This is a genomic window from Postechiella marina, assembly GCF_039538365.1.
GTDB lineage: Bacteria > Bacteroidota > Bacteroidia > Flavobacteriales > Flavobacteriaceae > Postechiella > Postechiella marina.
The window spans coordinates 459,197-472,958 of the sequence record NZ_BAABCA010000004.1 but is presented as its reverse complement, the minus strand read 5'-3'; the positions used below and the strand labels follow the sequence as shown (position 1 = coordinate 472,958).

The 13,762-nt window shown below is 32.6% G+C and carries 11 protein-coding genes; 9 read left to right on the top strand and 2 right to left on the bottom strand.

Annotated features, from left to right (window positions below; all coding sequences use genetic code 11):
- Positions 1-25 precede the first annotated feature (25 nt).
- The 8 genes from ABD715_RS11340 to ABD715_RS11305 all read left to right on the top strand — a co-directional run bounded on the left by ABD715_RS11340 (position 26) and on the right by ABD715_RS11305 (position 10,895).
- Positions 26-835, top strand: coding sequence for a hypothetical protein (locus ABD715_RS11340; protein ID WP_344788346.1), 810 nt, complete (start codon positions 26-28; stop codon positions 833-835).
- 154 nt (positions 836-989) lie between these two features.
- Positions 990-3,512 carry a type I DNA topoisomerase gene (topA, locus tag ABD715_RS11335; RefSeq protein WP_344788345.1) on the top strand — a complete coding sequence of 841 codons (2,523 nt, stop codon included), beginning with the start codon at positions 990-992 and terminating at the stop codon, positions 3,510-3,512.
- 244 nt (positions 3,513-3,756) lie between these two features.
- The gene (locus tag ABD715_RS11330; RefSeq protein WP_344788344.1) at positions 3,757-4,923 is read left to right on the top strand and encodes a formimidoylglutamase; all 1,167 of its coding nucleotides are present in this window, start codon (positions 3,757-3,759) and stop codon (positions 4,921-4,923) included.
- A gap of 161 nt (positions 4,924-5,084) precedes the next feature.
- Entirely contained in the window at positions 5,085-6,449 is a 1,365-nt protein-coding gene (gene porK / locus ABD715_RS11325; RefSeq protein WP_486357906.1) for a T9SS ring complex lipoprotein PorK/GldK, read from the top strand.
- Between the two features lie 85 nt (positions 6,450-6,534).
- Entirely contained in the window at positions 6,535-7,173 is a 639-nt protein-coding gene (gene porL, locus ABD715_RS11320; RefSeq protein WP_344788342.1) for a type IX secretion system motor protein PorL/GldL, read from the top strand.
- A gap of 47 nt (positions 7,174-7,220) precedes the next feature.
- Positions 7,221-8,783 carry a type IX secretion system motor protein PorM/GldM gene (gene porM / locus ABD715_RS11315; RefSeq protein WP_344788341.1) on the top strand — a complete coding sequence of 521 codons (1,563 nt, stop codon included), beginning with the start codon at positions 7,221-7,223 and terminating at the stop codon, positions 8,781-8,783.
- Between the two features lie 56 nt (positions 8,784-8,839).
- Positions 8,840-9,742: a type IX secretion system ring subunit PorN/GldN gene (gene porN, locus ABD715_RS11310; protein ID WP_344788340.1), complete on the top strand. Its 903-nt coding sequence runs from the start codon at positions 8,840-8,842 to the stop codon at positions 9,740-9,742.
- A 109-nt stretch (positions 9,743-9,851) separates the two neighbouring features.
- Entirely contained in the window at positions 9,852-10,895 is a 1,044-nt protein-coding gene (locus ABD715_RS11305) for an NAD(P)/FAD-dependent oxidoreductase (RefSeq protein WP_344788339.1), read from the top strand.
- A 61-nt stretch (positions 10,896-10,956) separates the two neighbouring features.
- On the opposite strand, the gene ABD715_RS11300 is transcribed toward ABD715_RS11305, so the two are convergent.
- Together ABD715_RS11300 and ABD715_RS11295 are read right to left on the bottom strand one after the other, a co-directional pair.
- Positions 10,957-11,346 (bottom strand): RidA family protein, encoded by a 390-nt coding sequence (locus ABD715_RS11300; protein ID WP_344788338.1) that lies wholly within the window; start codon positions 11,344-11,346, stop codon positions 10,957-10,959.
- Positions 11,343-11,726 (bottom strand): DUF983 domain-containing protein, encoded by a 384-nt coding sequence (locus tag ABD715_RS11295; RefSeq protein ID WP_344788337.1) that lies wholly within the window; start codon positions 11,724-11,726, stop codon positions 11,343-11,345. The genes ABD715_RS11300 and ABD715_RS11295 overlap by 4 nt, the downstream gene beginning before the upstream one ends.
- Positions 11,727-11,845: 119 nt before the next feature.
- Here ABD715_RS11295 and ABD715_RS11290 point away from each other — a divergent pair, with 119 nt between their 5' ends.
- Entirely contained in the window at positions 11,846-13,759 is a 1,914-nt protein-coding gene (locus ABD715_RS11290) for an ABC transporter ATP-binding protein (protein ID WP_344788336.1), read from the top strand.
- The last annotated feature ends 3 nt before the right edge of the window (positions 13,760-13,762 follow it).

Here is a 13,762-nt window from a genome sequence, read left to right as displayed (position 1 = left end):
GCGTAAATTATAAAAGCAATATATAATGAATACACTTTCGTCGCTTCAAGATAAAATAGATAATGCTAAAGAATTAGATTTTGGAGATATTTTAAATAGAACTTTTAATCTTTTTAAAAAGACATGGGTGCAAGGTTTTATATTGTTGTTGCTGGTAATGGTGGTAATGTTACCTTTTTTTATGGCAATATTTATGCCAACATACAATTCTATTTTAGAGCAGGCGCAAAGTGGTAATTACGACCCTAATAATGCAAGTGCTTTTCTTCAAGATCAGCCAGATTCTTTTAGGTATATGATATTGGGTTTAACCTTTTTGGTAAGCTTTGTAACTACGGGCTTAATGGCTGGTTTTTATAGAATTGTAAAACGAATCGATTTTAATGAGTCTTATAGTTTTGCCGATTTTTTTTATTTTTATAAAGCAAAATATATAGGTAAAATATTTGCTATAGCATCTTTCTCGTTGCTTATTGCTTTAATTAATTTTGCTGTCGAAAAGTTTTTTCCTCCTATAGGAGCTTCTTTATTTAACGGTGTTTTATCAATAATATTAAGTGTTTATACTACGCTTTTTGTTGTGTTTTTTGCTTATAACCCACATTTAGAAAGTTCAGATTTTTTTACACTTAGTTTTAAATTTGGATCAAAAAAATGGTTTCTTATTTTTGGATTAATGTTTGTTACCGCAATAATAGGAATGCTTGGTGCAATAGCTTGTTTTGTAGGTATGCTATTTACAATGTCTATAGTGTATTTGCCTATGTATTTAGTATACAAAGATACATTTGGGTTTAATAATATTAGTGCTATAGATAAAATAGGAACAGAGTAATATAGCTTATTTTAAATAGGTGAAATAATATAAAAAAAGCTGAGTTTTTTAATTAAAACTTAGCTTTTTTAGTTTAAATATTTTAGACTTCACCTATAAAATTAGGAACATTAACGAATTTTGATATACATTTGTAGCATTCAAAAAATCAAGTATGGCGAAGAATCTAGTAATTGTTGAGTCACCTGCAAAGGCGAAAACAATAGAGAAATTTTTAGGAAAGGAATTTAAAGTAGAATCTAGTTTTGGGCATATTTCTGATCTTCCTTCAAAGGAATTGGGGATTAATGTTGATGGCGATTTTAAACCAACCTACGAAGTCTCTAAAGATAAAAAGGCAGTAGTAAAAAAGCTTAAAGATTTAGCAAAGAAAGCAGAAATGATATGGCTAGCTAGTGATGAGGATCGCGAGGGTGAGGCTATAGCATGGCATTTGGCTGAAACATTAAAACTAGAAAAAGAAAGAACTAAACGTATTGTTTTTCATGAAATTACTAAAACCGCTATTCAAAAAGCGATAGAAAACCCTAGAGGTATAGATTACGATTTAGTAGATGCACAACAAGCACGTCGTGTTTTAGATAGAATTGTTGGTTACGAATTGTCTCCTGTACTTTGGCGAAAAGTAAAAGGAGGTTTGTCTGCAGGTCGTGTACAGTCTGTGTCTGTTAGGTTAATTGTAGAAAGAGAAAGAGATATTCAAAACTTTGAAGCGGTTGCTTCTTACAGAATAGATGCCGAGTTTTCTAACGAAGATGGGCAATCATTTAAAGCTAAGCTTCCAAAAACATTTGCTTCAAAAGAAGAAGCTTATAAGTTTTTAGAATCTAATAAAACAGCCGATTTTAAAGTAGCCGATTTACAAAAAAAGCCAGCTAAAAAATCGCCAGCTGCACCATTTACAACATCAACATTACAACAAGAAGCATCGCGTAAATTATATTTTTCGGTAAGCAAAACCATGACAATGGCACAACGTTTATACGAAGCGGGTCTTATTACCTACATGAGAACCGATAGTGTAAATCTATCAGACGAAGCAAGAAAAGGAGCTAAGGCAGAAATAGAAAGTGCTTACGGGGCTAAATATAGTAAAGAACGCAACTATAAAGGAAAAGCAAAAGGCGCACAAGAGGCTCACGAAGCTATACGTCCAACAAATTTCGCGACCCATTCTGTAGATATAGATAGAGATCAAGCAAGACTTTACGATTTAATATGGAAACGATCTATCGCTTCGCAAATGAGCGAAGCAGAATTAGAGCGTACTAATGTTAAAATTAGTGCTTCTACACATAAGGAAATATTTACAGCAAACGGAGAGGTTATTACGTTTGATGGGTTTTTAAAAGTGTATTTAGAAGGAACAGATGATGAAGACACAGAGCAAGATGGTATGTTGCCAGCAATGAAGGTGAACGAAACTTTATTAAATAGTTTTATTTCTGCAACAGAGCGTTACACACGTGCTCCTGCTAGATTTACAGAGGCATCTTTAGTAAAAAAATTAGAAGAGCTAGGTATTGGTAGACCGTCTACTTATGCACCAACAATATCAACAATTCAAAACAGAAATTATGTTGAAAAAGGAGCTGTAGAAGGAGTAGAACGTAAATATTCGCAACTTAAATTACAACATGGCGAATTAACAGACACCTTGTTATCTGAAAAAGTAGGGTCTGATAAAGGAAAATTAGTGCCAACAGATATTGGGATGATTGTTACCGATTTTTTGGTAAATCATTTCGAAAACATATTAGATTATAATTTTACAGCAAAAGTAGAGGCAGATTTTGACGAAATAGCCGAGGGTAAAGAAGATTGGATTAAAATGATGAAATCATTTTATAAAAGTTTTCATCCGCAGGTAGAAGATGTTAAAGAAAATGCCGATAGAGAATCTGGAGAGCGTATTTTAGGTAAAGACCCAAAAACAGGAAAACAGGTAAGTGTAAGATTAGGACGATTTGGGCCAATGGTACAAATAGGTACCGTAGATGACGAAGAAAAACCTCAATTTGCAAGTTTAAGTCCAGATCAGCAATTAAATACAATTACTTACGAAGAAGCAATGGATTTGTTCCAATTACCTAAAAACTTAGGTGTTTTTGAAGATGAAGAAGTTGTGGTTAATAATGGTAGGTTTGGGCCTTATGTTAAATTTGGCGCAGCTTACGTGTCTTTACCAAAAGGAACAGACCCATTAAGTGTAGAGCTTGACGATGCTATAGTTTTAATTAAAGAGAAACAAAAAGCAGATGCACCAATATACATGTATAACGATTTGCCAGTGCAAAAAGGTAAAGGGCGCTTTGGACCATATATTAAATGGAACAACATGTTTATTAATGTGAATAAAAAATACGACTGGGATAATTTATCTGATGAAGATATTGTTGAGCTAATTGAAGTTAAAATTCAAAAAGAAATAGACAAGGTTATTCACAATTGGGAAGAAGAAGGCATTCGTGTAGAAAAAGCACGTTGGGGAAGACACAATGTTATACAAGGAAAAATAAAGGTAGAATTGCCTAAAACTGTAGATGTTTCAGACATGACTATAGAAGAAGCAAAAGCACATATAGCAACAAAAGCTCCAAAGAAAAAAGCACCAAGAAAAAAAGCTGCTCCTAAAAAGAAAGCGGCGCCAAAGAAAACAGCAGCAAAGAAAAAGTAAAACAAAAAAAATACCTATTAGTAGGTATTTTTTTTTTGTCTAATAAATATTTAATTTGGTAGCCATTGTGTTTACCCAGTGGTTTTTTAGCTGGAAACAAAAGAATTAACTAAACATTAGCAAAAAAGACTTTTAAAATTCAATATTTATTGAATCATTTTTATCTTAAAATAGGAAAAAATCATTTATTCTATTGATATTTGTGTTTATACTAAAAAGAATAATAGAAATAATTAGCGAATAAATGAATTTTAATTTTCTATCTCCAGTACCAGATTCTGTAGTAGCACATAACGAATTATTATCGCCACAAGCTTTAGGGCAAAAATTCAGGATTCATTCTTCTCAAAATGGTATACCCGATTTAAATGGCGTTAAAGTTGCTCTTTTGGGGGTTTTAGAGAATAGAAACGATGTTAATTATATAGGCGAAGCATTTCAGTTAGACGAAATTAGAAAATCTTTGTACGCACTATATCCAGGAAGTTGGAATACAGTAGTGGCAGATTTGGGAGATATTAATAAAGGTGAAACAGTTAGCGACACCTATTTTGCACTTCGAGAAACTATAGAGATTTTAGTCAAGAAAAAAATAATACCTATTATATTGGGGGGTACGCAAGATCTTACTTATGCTAACTATAGAGCTTACGACGATTTAATACCCATGGTAAACATTGTAAATGTAGATTGTAGGTTCGATTTAGGAGACTCTGCTAAACCTATAAAAAACAATAGTTTTGTTGGTAAAATTATTTTAGACGAGCCCTATAACCTTTTTAGTTATGCAAATATTGGCTACCAAACTTATTTTAATTCGCAAGAAGAAATAGATTTGATGGAGAAGCTATACTTCGAAACCTATAGATTAGGTAAAGTTGCTAACGATATAAAATTAGTAGAACCTGTTTTAAGAGATGCTAATATTGTTAGTTTAGATTTAAATGCTGTAAAAGGAGCCGAGGTGAGTTTAAAACAAAAGTTTTCTCCTAATGGCTTAGACGGAAAAGAAATTTGCGCTATTGCCAGATATGCAGGCATAAGTAATAAGGTGTCTTCTTTTGGTATTTACGAGTATAAACCATCTAAAGACGACGAAATTACATCCATGCTTATATCTCAAATTATATGGTATTTTATTGAAGGTGTAAACTATAGAGTTAAAGATGATGATTTCTCTGACGAAAATAGCTATCAAAAATATATTACACTAATTGAATCTGAAGAATTAATATTTTATAAGAGTATTAAGACAGGAAGATGGTGGATTGAGATCCCTTTTTTATCAGAAGTTAATAATAAATTGAAAAGGCATACGTTATTACCATGCATGCATCAAGATTATGTTGATGCTTGTAATAATAAGGTTCCAGATAGGTGGTATAAAGCACTGCAAAGGAACAGTATTTAAAAATATTACAGTTAAAAGGTAGATTTCATCGGTAAAATGTTATTTTTATACGACGAAATGTATTTTTTTTAGATAAAAAGTTGTTTTTTAAGAAATATATAAATATGTTTACGCTCTCGAAAAAGAAGCTTAAAATAATTAACCTCGAGTTTTCTATGGATATGAAGAAGTTTGTATTATTAACCGCAGTATTAACGTTACTTGCTAGTTGTGGCTCCAACGATAGAGGAGAGCTAGTAGGTGTACAAGGAAAAAAATGGCATCCAGAAAAGCCTTATGGTATGGAACTTGTTCCAGGTGGTGCTTTTATTATGGGTAAAGCAGATGACGATTTAGCGGCAGTACACGATGCTCCTGCTAAAACAGTTACCGTAAGAGCTTTCCATATGGATGCAACAGAAATTACAAATAGCGAATATCGCCAATTTGTTAATTGGGTAAGAGATTCTATAGTTAGAATGAAACTTGCTGTATTAGCAGACGAAGTTGGAAAAGTTCCAGATGATGGTGGTATTGGTGAATTTGCATTTAAAGATGCAGATACAGCTAATATGTCTGTTTACGAAAAGTATATGTTTGAAAATTATACCGGACTAGGACCAACAGGATACGAAGGAAGGAAGTTAAATCATGATGTTGATTTGATTTATGATACTAGTGATTATCCAGACGAGTATTATGCTGAGGTTATGGACACGATGTATTTATCTCTAGACGAATCTTATAATGGGCAACGCACGTGGGATGTTAAGAAATTTAAATTTCAATACAGCTACATGGACATTCAAGAGGCAGCAAAAAGTAGAGGTATAGAGCGTAAAGACGTTATTAGAAAAGAAGAAATTGAAATATACCCAGATACAACTGTTTGGATTAGAGATTTTGCTTACTCGTATAACGAGCCAATGCATAACGATTATTTTTGGCACGATGCTTATGGAGATTACCCTGTAGTAGGTGTAACATGGCAACAAGCAAAGGCGTTTTGCGAATGGAGAACTATAAACAAGAACGCTTACCAAAAATCTAAAAAAGGAGCTGCTTTTGTAAATGCTTTTAGATTACCATCTGAAGCAGAATGGGAGTATGCTGCTAGAGGCGGACTGCAAGCTGCAACTTATCCATGGGGAGGTCCTTATACTAAAAGCGATAGAGGTTGTTTTATGGCAAACTTTAAACCTGTAAGAGGAGATTATGCAGCAGATCAAGCTTTGTATACAGTAGAAGCTAAATCTTATGAGCCAAACGATTATAATTTATATAACATGGCAGGAAACGTATCAGAATGGGTAAACGCATCATACGATCCTAACTCTTACGAATATTTCTCAACTATAAACCCAAGTGTTAACGAAAAGAATAACAAACGTAAAGTTGTTAGAGGTGGTTCTTGGAAAGATGTAGCTTACTATTTGCAAGTAAGTTCTAGAGATTATGAATATGGAGATTCTGCAAGAAGCTATATAGGCTTTAGAACCGTTCAAGATTACATGGGGACACAAGTAACTAAGAACGCAGGAAAATAAATTTAACCCAATAAATAACCAGTAATACTATTAATTAACCTACTTAAGTATAAAAGATATACTTAAAAATTAAAACCAAAAAATTATGGCAAAGTCAAAAGCAAGTAAAAGATTCATGAACATGGCTTATGGATTAGGAGCAGCAATCGTAATCGTTGGAGCTTTATTCAAAATTATTCACTTCGAAATTGGACCACTTACAGGTAACGTAATGTTAACTATTGGTCTTGTTACAGAGGCAATTATTTTTGCATTATCTGCATTCGAACCGGTGGATGATGAGTTAGATTGGTCTTTAGTTTATCCAGAATTAGCAGGAGGACAATCTCTAGGAGCTAAAGAGGAAAAGCAAGATGCTCAAGGATTATTATCTAAAAAATTAGATGAATTATTAAAAGATGCTAAAATTGATGGAGAATTAATGTCTAGTTTAGGCGAAAGCATTAAAAACTTTGAAGGTGCTGCAAAAAGCATTTCTCCTACTGTAGATTCTATTCAGGCAACAAAAAAATATGGCGAAGAGTTATCTTTAGCTGCTGCACAAATGGAATCTTTAAACAGTTTATATAAAGTACAATTAGAAAGTGTAAACAAACAAGCTACAATAAACGAAGAGTCTGTAGAGAATGCTGCTAAATTAAAAGAGCAAATGCAATCTTTAGCGTCTAATCTATCATCTTTAAATGGTGTATATGGAGGTATGTTATCTGCAATGAACAAATAATTAGGGGTTAATCCCAAATTTAATATTAACCAAAAACCTAATTAAACATGGCAGGAGGAAATTTATCACCCAGACAGAAAATGATAAACTTGATGTATTTAATATTTATAGCAATGCTAGCTTTAAATATGTCAAAAGAAGTGCTTTCAGCATTTGGATTAATGAACGAAAAGCTTACCGTATCTAACGAAGCAACAGAAGCTAGAAATGCTAGTTTTGTAGCCAGTTTAGATGTAAAAGCAGAAGATCAACCAGAAAAGTATAAGCCTTTAAAGGCTAAAGCAGATCAAATTGATGTATTAGCACATAAGTTTGATGCTTATTTAGAAGATTTAAAATCTAAGATGACTGCTAAAGTTGAAGATCCTACAGATTACGAAATCATGGATAAAGGCGATTACTTAGATCAAAACTTTTTTAAAGGAGGAAAAGTAAGCGAAGGCGGACAAGAGTTTTTAGCTCAAATGAAAAACTTTAGAGAAGGTGTAGCTAATATTTTAGCAGGCGAAAAAGGTATGGAGTCTGTTATTAAAGATGTAAACGATAAATTTAGTACAGAAGAAGAAGTTAATAGAGATGGCATTAAAGTAGATTGGTTAGATTACCACTACAAAGGTTTTCCTTTAGTAGCATCTTTAACTAAAATGACTCAATTACAAGCAGATATTAAAACTACTGAGTCTGAAATATTATCTAATATGCTTCAAGGTACACTTTCTAGCGAGGTGTCTATGACAAATTATACAACCTTAATGGAAACATCTAAATCTGCTTACTTCAATGGAGAGCAATTCGATGGTCAAATTGTATTAGGTCGTAAAGATGCATCTACTAAACCAAGTCGAGTAGAATTAACTTTAGATGGAAGAAAACTTTCTGATAAGCAATATACTATTGAAGACGGTAAAGTAAAATTAAAAATAGGTACAGGTGGTGTTGGAGAACATAAAATTGAAGGTAAATTAATTTTTGCTCAAGATGGAGAAGAAATTGAAGTACCAGTAAAGTCTTCTTTTGCTACAGTTGCAAAACCAAATTCGGCAACTATATCTGCAGATAAAATGAATGTTGTTTATAGAGGTGTAAAAAACCCAATGACAATTTCTTTTGCAGGTGTGCCAGATAACAAAGTATCTGCTAGCGCCCAAGGTTTATCTAGAAGTTCTGGTAGTAGCTATGTAATGGACGCTACAAGAATTAAAGGTAGAGAAGTAACTATTAACGTAACAGGTACTTTACCAGATGGAGGTAAAGTAAGCGATAACGCTAAATTTAGAATTAAAGATTTACCAAAACCAACAGGAACAATTAGAGGTGAAGACGGATCTGTAAAGATGCAACGTAACAGTCTTGAAATTTCTACTATTGGTGCTAAGTTTGATGATTTCGATTTTGAGTTACCATTACGTGTAACTGGATTTAAATTTAAAGTTCCAGGGCAACCAACAATAAATGTTAATGGAAGTAAGTTAGATAGTAGAGCTAAAGGTGCTTTGCGTAAAGCAAAAAGAGGATCTTCAGTTCAAGTATTCGATATTCAAGCCAAAGCTACTGGTGTTAGTGTAATACTTAAAAAAGTATCACCAATTATTATTGAGCTGACAAATTAGTAATGTATCAGAGTGTAGCTTAAAACTACACTCTGATAAATAAAATGTAAGATAAGATGAATTTGAAAAGTTTTTTATTAACCGTTACAACTGTTTTTACAGTATCTGGTGTATTTGCTCAGGCAGCTAATATATTAAATGCTAAAAGCCCAGAAGAAATTGGAGTAAGAACAGCAGCACAAAAGGAAGTTGATAACGATAAACCATTAGAATATGGTTACGTAGACGATAGAGACATACTTTTTTCTAAAATGACTTGGGAAAAAATTGTTCTAGACGAGCGTGCAAACTTTCCGTTGTATTATCCAATAGATACTAATAATATTGGTCGTAACAGACGTTCGTTATACGATGTACTTATGAAGAACATTAAAAACGGAAAAATAAAAAATCTATACGACGATTCTTATCTAACAACAAAAAGAACTCTAAAAGATATTGAGGCTTCTTTAGTAAAAGTAGATACTACAGAGTATGGTATTGAGCAATTAAATGCTGGAGAACAATTATCTGCAGAGTTTATAAACAGAAGAGATATTACTGCTGCTGATATTAGAGAATACCATATTAAAGGTCTTTGGTATTTTGACAAGCGTCAAGCAGAGATGAAGTATAGATTGTTAGCTATTGCTCCTGTAGCTCCAGATGTTAACTTTATTGATTCTGGTGATGATGGACAACAAGATTTAGTGCCTCTTTTCTGGGTGTTTTTGCCAGATGCCAGAGAGGTGTTGCACGAGGCTAAATCGTTTAATAACGAGAATAGTTCTATCCCGTTTTCTTTCGATCATATTTTAAATTCTAGACGTTTTCATGGCTACATATATAAAGAGGAGAATGTACAAGGCGATAGAAAAATTAGCGAGTACGTAACGCAAAACTCTTTAATGCAGTTATTAGAATCTGATAGAATTAAAGATAAAATTAGAGATTTTGAATTGGATATGTGGACGTATTAATACGTTAACACTAATAAAACATAATTTAAACACCTGCATTTGTGCAGGTGTTTTTTTTTGCTATTTATTTAAAGCAATCAAAAAACAATCTGCTTATCTTCGCAATACAATGAAAGTAGATTATATTATAGTAGGTTGTGGTATCGCTGGTATAAGTTTTTGCGAACAATTAAAAGAAAATAACAAAACGTTTGTAGTGTTCGACGATAAGTCTCAGTTATCATCAACAGTGGCAGGTGGTTTATATAATCCGGTCGTTTTAAAACGGTTTACATCGGTTTGGAAAAGCAAAGAGCAATTGGCTCTAGCTTTGCCAATGTATCAAACTATAGAAAAATCGCTGGATGTTAAATTGGATTATAAAACACCAGTTTACAGAAAGTTTGCGTCTTTAGAAGAACAAAATGATTGGTTTTCAGCATCAGATAAACCTAAACTTGCAGCATATTTGTCTACTAAAATTAAAAAGAATACTAATGTTTTTCTAAAAGCAGATTTTGGTTTTGGAGAAGTGCTAAATACAGGAAGAATAGATGTAGCAGCATTAATTAAGGCTTATAAAGCGTATTTACTTAAATCTAATTTATTGTTTGAAGATGCATTTGTTTATGCCAATTTAAAACATGAAGAAACAGGAGTAGAGTATCTAAATATAAAAGCAAAACAAATTGTGTTTTCTGAAGGTTTTGGGGTTACTAAAAACTTATTTTTTGATTCCTTGCCTATGGTACCAACAAAAGGAGAGTTATTAACTATATATGCGCCAGATTTAAAAATGGATTTTGTTTTAAAAGGAGCGGTAGTTTTAATTCCTTTAAAAAACGATAACTATTTAGTTGGTGCAACTTACGATTGGGATGATACATCGCACGATATTACTTTAAAAGCTAGAGAAACTCTTTTAGAGAAGCTAAAAGCCATGATAAACTGCGAGTTTAAGGTTGTTAATCAGGTAGCAGGTATACGACCTACAGTTAAAGATAGACGCCCATTAGTAGGCAAACATAATATGTATAATAACATGTATGTTTTAAATGGCTTGGGTACACGAGGTGTTATGATTGGGCCATATGTGGCAAAACAACTTTTTAATTTTATAGAAAAAAATGAGCCTTTAGAAAAAGAGGTAGATATTAGTAGGTTTACTAGCTAGAACTTCTTTTTTTAATTTTGTTTTTACAATAAAAAACGATTTCCGAAAGACCAGTTTTTAGTTAAAGCTTATTTTTTTTAAGCGCGGTTACTTGTATTTCAATTTTCATTTTAGGATCTGCCAATCCAGCAGAAAACATGGTTGCTGCGGGTCTTATGTTTTCAAAATAATGACGTAATGTTGGCCAGCATTTTTCAAAATCAGAAGCATCAGGAAGTATATAAGTTACGCGTACCACGTCTTCAATCTTGGCATCAGCTTGTTTTAATGTATCTATTATGTTTTTTAAACATTGTTCGGTTTGCGCAATAACATCACTAGCTATATTCATAGTTTTGTAATTGTAACCTGTGGTGCCAGATACAAACACCCAATTACCTTCTATAACAGCTCTAGAGTATCCAATTTTTTTTTCGAAGGTCGAACCAGAACTTAATAATTTACGTGTCATTTTTTTGAAAGTTTTTTATCGTAATGCATAAAAAAGTTAATCCAAATATTTCGAGATAGCCTTAAAATAATAGGTAGAAAAACAATTAAGGTGAGTATAATTGAGATAAATATGTAATTGATGCTAGCATTAAAAACAAAATGCGAAATAATAAAAGCAGCTACAGCAAAAGCTATACCTACTGCATAACTTACATACATGGCACCATAAAAGAAAGAGGGTTCTATTTTATATTTTGTATTGCAATTACTACAATTTTCGTGCATGTCTAGGGCTTGAGAAAGTATGTATGGGTTTTTATTTATGTACATAGATTCTTCGTGACATTTCGGACAGGCTCCCGTAAAAATGCTATATATTTTGTATCCTTTTTTAAACATATTATTTAATGTATTTTTGCAAGCGCAATTAATGTTCAACTATTTTTTTAGCTGTCTATAATTGCTTTTACAAAAATAAGTTTTATTAATTAACGCCCTGTAACTTAAGTCACATTTCTATGATGAACATTCATAATTTATCGATCTCATTTCAAGGAGAGTATCTGTTTGAAGATATTACATTTAAGCTAGGAAATGGCGACAGGGTTGGTTTAATAGGTAAAAATGGAGCAGGAAAATCTACCATGCTTAAAATTTTATCGAAAGATATGGAACCCGATACGGGACAAATTGCTAGCGATAAAGAATTAAAAATTGGCTTTTTAAAGCAGGATATAGATTTTATTTTAGGGCGAACAGTTCTTGAAGAGTCTTACGAAGCTTTTACAGAAATTAAGGCTTTAGAGGCTAAAATGGAAGATATAAATACGCAGTTGGCAGAGCGTACAGATTATGAAAGTGAAGAGTATAACCAATTAATGATTGATATTAACGAATTACAGCATCAATATGAAATTGAAGGTGGTTATAATTACCAAGGCGATACAGAAAAAATACTACAAGGTTTAGGTTTTAAGCGCGAAGATTTTAATAAGCTAACCGATACCTTTTCTGGTGGTTGGCGTATGCGTATTGAATTGGCTAAACTACTTTTACAAAATAACGATATTCTTTTACTCGATGAACCTACCAACCACTTGGATATTGAGTCTATTATTTGGTTAGAAAATTTTCTTAGAAATTACACTGGTGCGGTTGCCATCGTTTCTCACGATAAAATGTTTTTAGATAATGTAACCAATAGAACGATAGAGATTTCTTTAGGTCGAATTTACGATTATCCAAAACCATATACTAAATATTTAGTGCTTCGAGAAGAGCTAAGAACGCAGCAATTGGCATCTCAAAAAAATCAACAAAAACAAATAGAGCAAACCGAAAAGCTTATAGAAAAGTTTAGAGCGAAAGCATCTAAAGCAACTATGGCACAGTCGTTAATAAAAAAGCTTGATAAAATTGATAGGATAGAGGTAGATGAGGACGATAATAGTGTGATGACACTTAATTTCCCTATATCTGTTACTCCAGGAAAAATTATTGTAGAGGCAGAAGGAGTGTCTAAAAGTTATGGGAATAATCATGTTTTACAAGGAGTAGACCTGCTTATAGAACGCAATAGTAAAACCGCTTTTGTTGGACAAAATGGACAGGGTAAATCGACTTTGGCTAAAATGATTGTTGGAGATCTTGAGTACGAAGGACATTTAAAGTTAGGGCACAATGTGCAAATTGGATATTTTGCCCAAAACCAAGCAGAGTATTTGGATGGTAACAAAACAGTACACGATACCATGATTGATGCTGCCAACGAAACAAATAGAAGTAAGGTAAGAGATATTTTAGGGTCTTTTTTATTTAGAGGAGACGAAGTAGATAAGTATGTGCGTGTACTTTCTGGTGGAGAAAGAAACCGTTTGGCTTTGGCTAAGTTAATGTTGCAGCCTTTTAATGTTTTGGTAATGGATGAGCCTACAAACCACCTAGATATAAAGTCAAAAAACGTATTAAAAGATGCGTTAACTAGGTTTGAAGGTACTTTAATCTTGGTATCTCACGATAGGGATTTTCTTCAGGGTTTAACTAAAAATGTTTACGAGTTTAAAGACCATAAAATACGAGAGTATTTAGGAGACATCGATTATTATTTAGAACAACGTAAAGTGCAAAACCTTAGAGAGGTAGAGAAAAGAACAGTTGTAAAACAAGATAAACCTAAGGAAAAGAAACAACAGTCTTACGAAGATCAAAAGAAAATAAAATCTTTAAATAATAAGTTAAGTAATGTTGAGTCTAAAATAAATCAGTTAGAAAAAGACATTAAAGCCATAGATTTAGAGCTAGAAATTAACTACGAAACTGTAACTGCTAAGCCTAACTTTTTTGATGATTATCAGAAAATGAAAACAGATTTACAGCAGTTTATGGATAAATGGGAGTCGGTACAAATGCAAATTGACGAGTTCGAGTCTTAAGAT

Excerpts from the sequence above, each read along its gene's own strand:
- ABD715_RS11295 (WP_344788337.1), bottom strand. The coding sequence starts at position 11,726 with ATGTTTAAAAAAGGATACAAAATATATAGCATTTTTACGGGAGCCTGT.
- porK (WP_486357906.1), top strand. The coding sequence starts at position 5,085 with ATGAAGAAGTTTGTATTATTAACCGCAGTATTAACGTTACTTGCTAGT.
- porM (WP_344788341.1), top strand. The coding sequence starts at position 7,221 with ATGGCAGGAGGAAATTTATCACCCAGACAGAAAATGATAAACTTGATG.
- porN (WP_344788340.1), top strand. The coding sequence starts at position 8,840 with ATGAATTTGAAAAGTTTTTTATTAACCGTTACAACTGTTTTTACAGTA.
- ABD715_RS11340 (WP_344788346.1), top strand. The coding sequence starts at position 26 with ATGAATACACTTTCGTCGCTTCAAGATAAAATAGATAATGCTAAAGAA.
- topA (WP_344788345.1), top strand. The coding sequence starts at position 990 with ATGGCGAAGAATCTAGTAATTGTTGAGTCACCTGCAAAGGCGAAAACA.
- porL (WP_344788342.1), top strand. The coding sequence starts at position 6,535 with ATGGCAAAGTCAAAAGCAAGTAAAAGATTCATGAACATGGCTTATGGA.
- ABD715_RS11330 (WP_344788344.1), top strand. The coding sequence starts at position 3,757 with ATGAATTTTAATTTTCTATCTCCAGTACCAGATTCTGTAGTAGCACAT.
- ABD715_RS11300 (WP_344788338.1), bottom strand. The coding sequence starts at position 11,346 with ATGACACGTAAATTATTAAGTTCTGGTTCGACCTTCGAAAAAAAAATT.
- ABD715_RS11290 (WP_344788336.1), top strand. The coding sequence starts at position 11,846 with ATGATGAACATTCATAATTTATCGATCTCATTTCAAGGAGAGTATCTG.
- ABD715_RS11305 (WP_344788339.1), top strand. The coding sequence starts at position 9,852 with ATGAAAGTAGATTATATTATAGTAGGTTGTGGTATCGCTGGTATAAGT.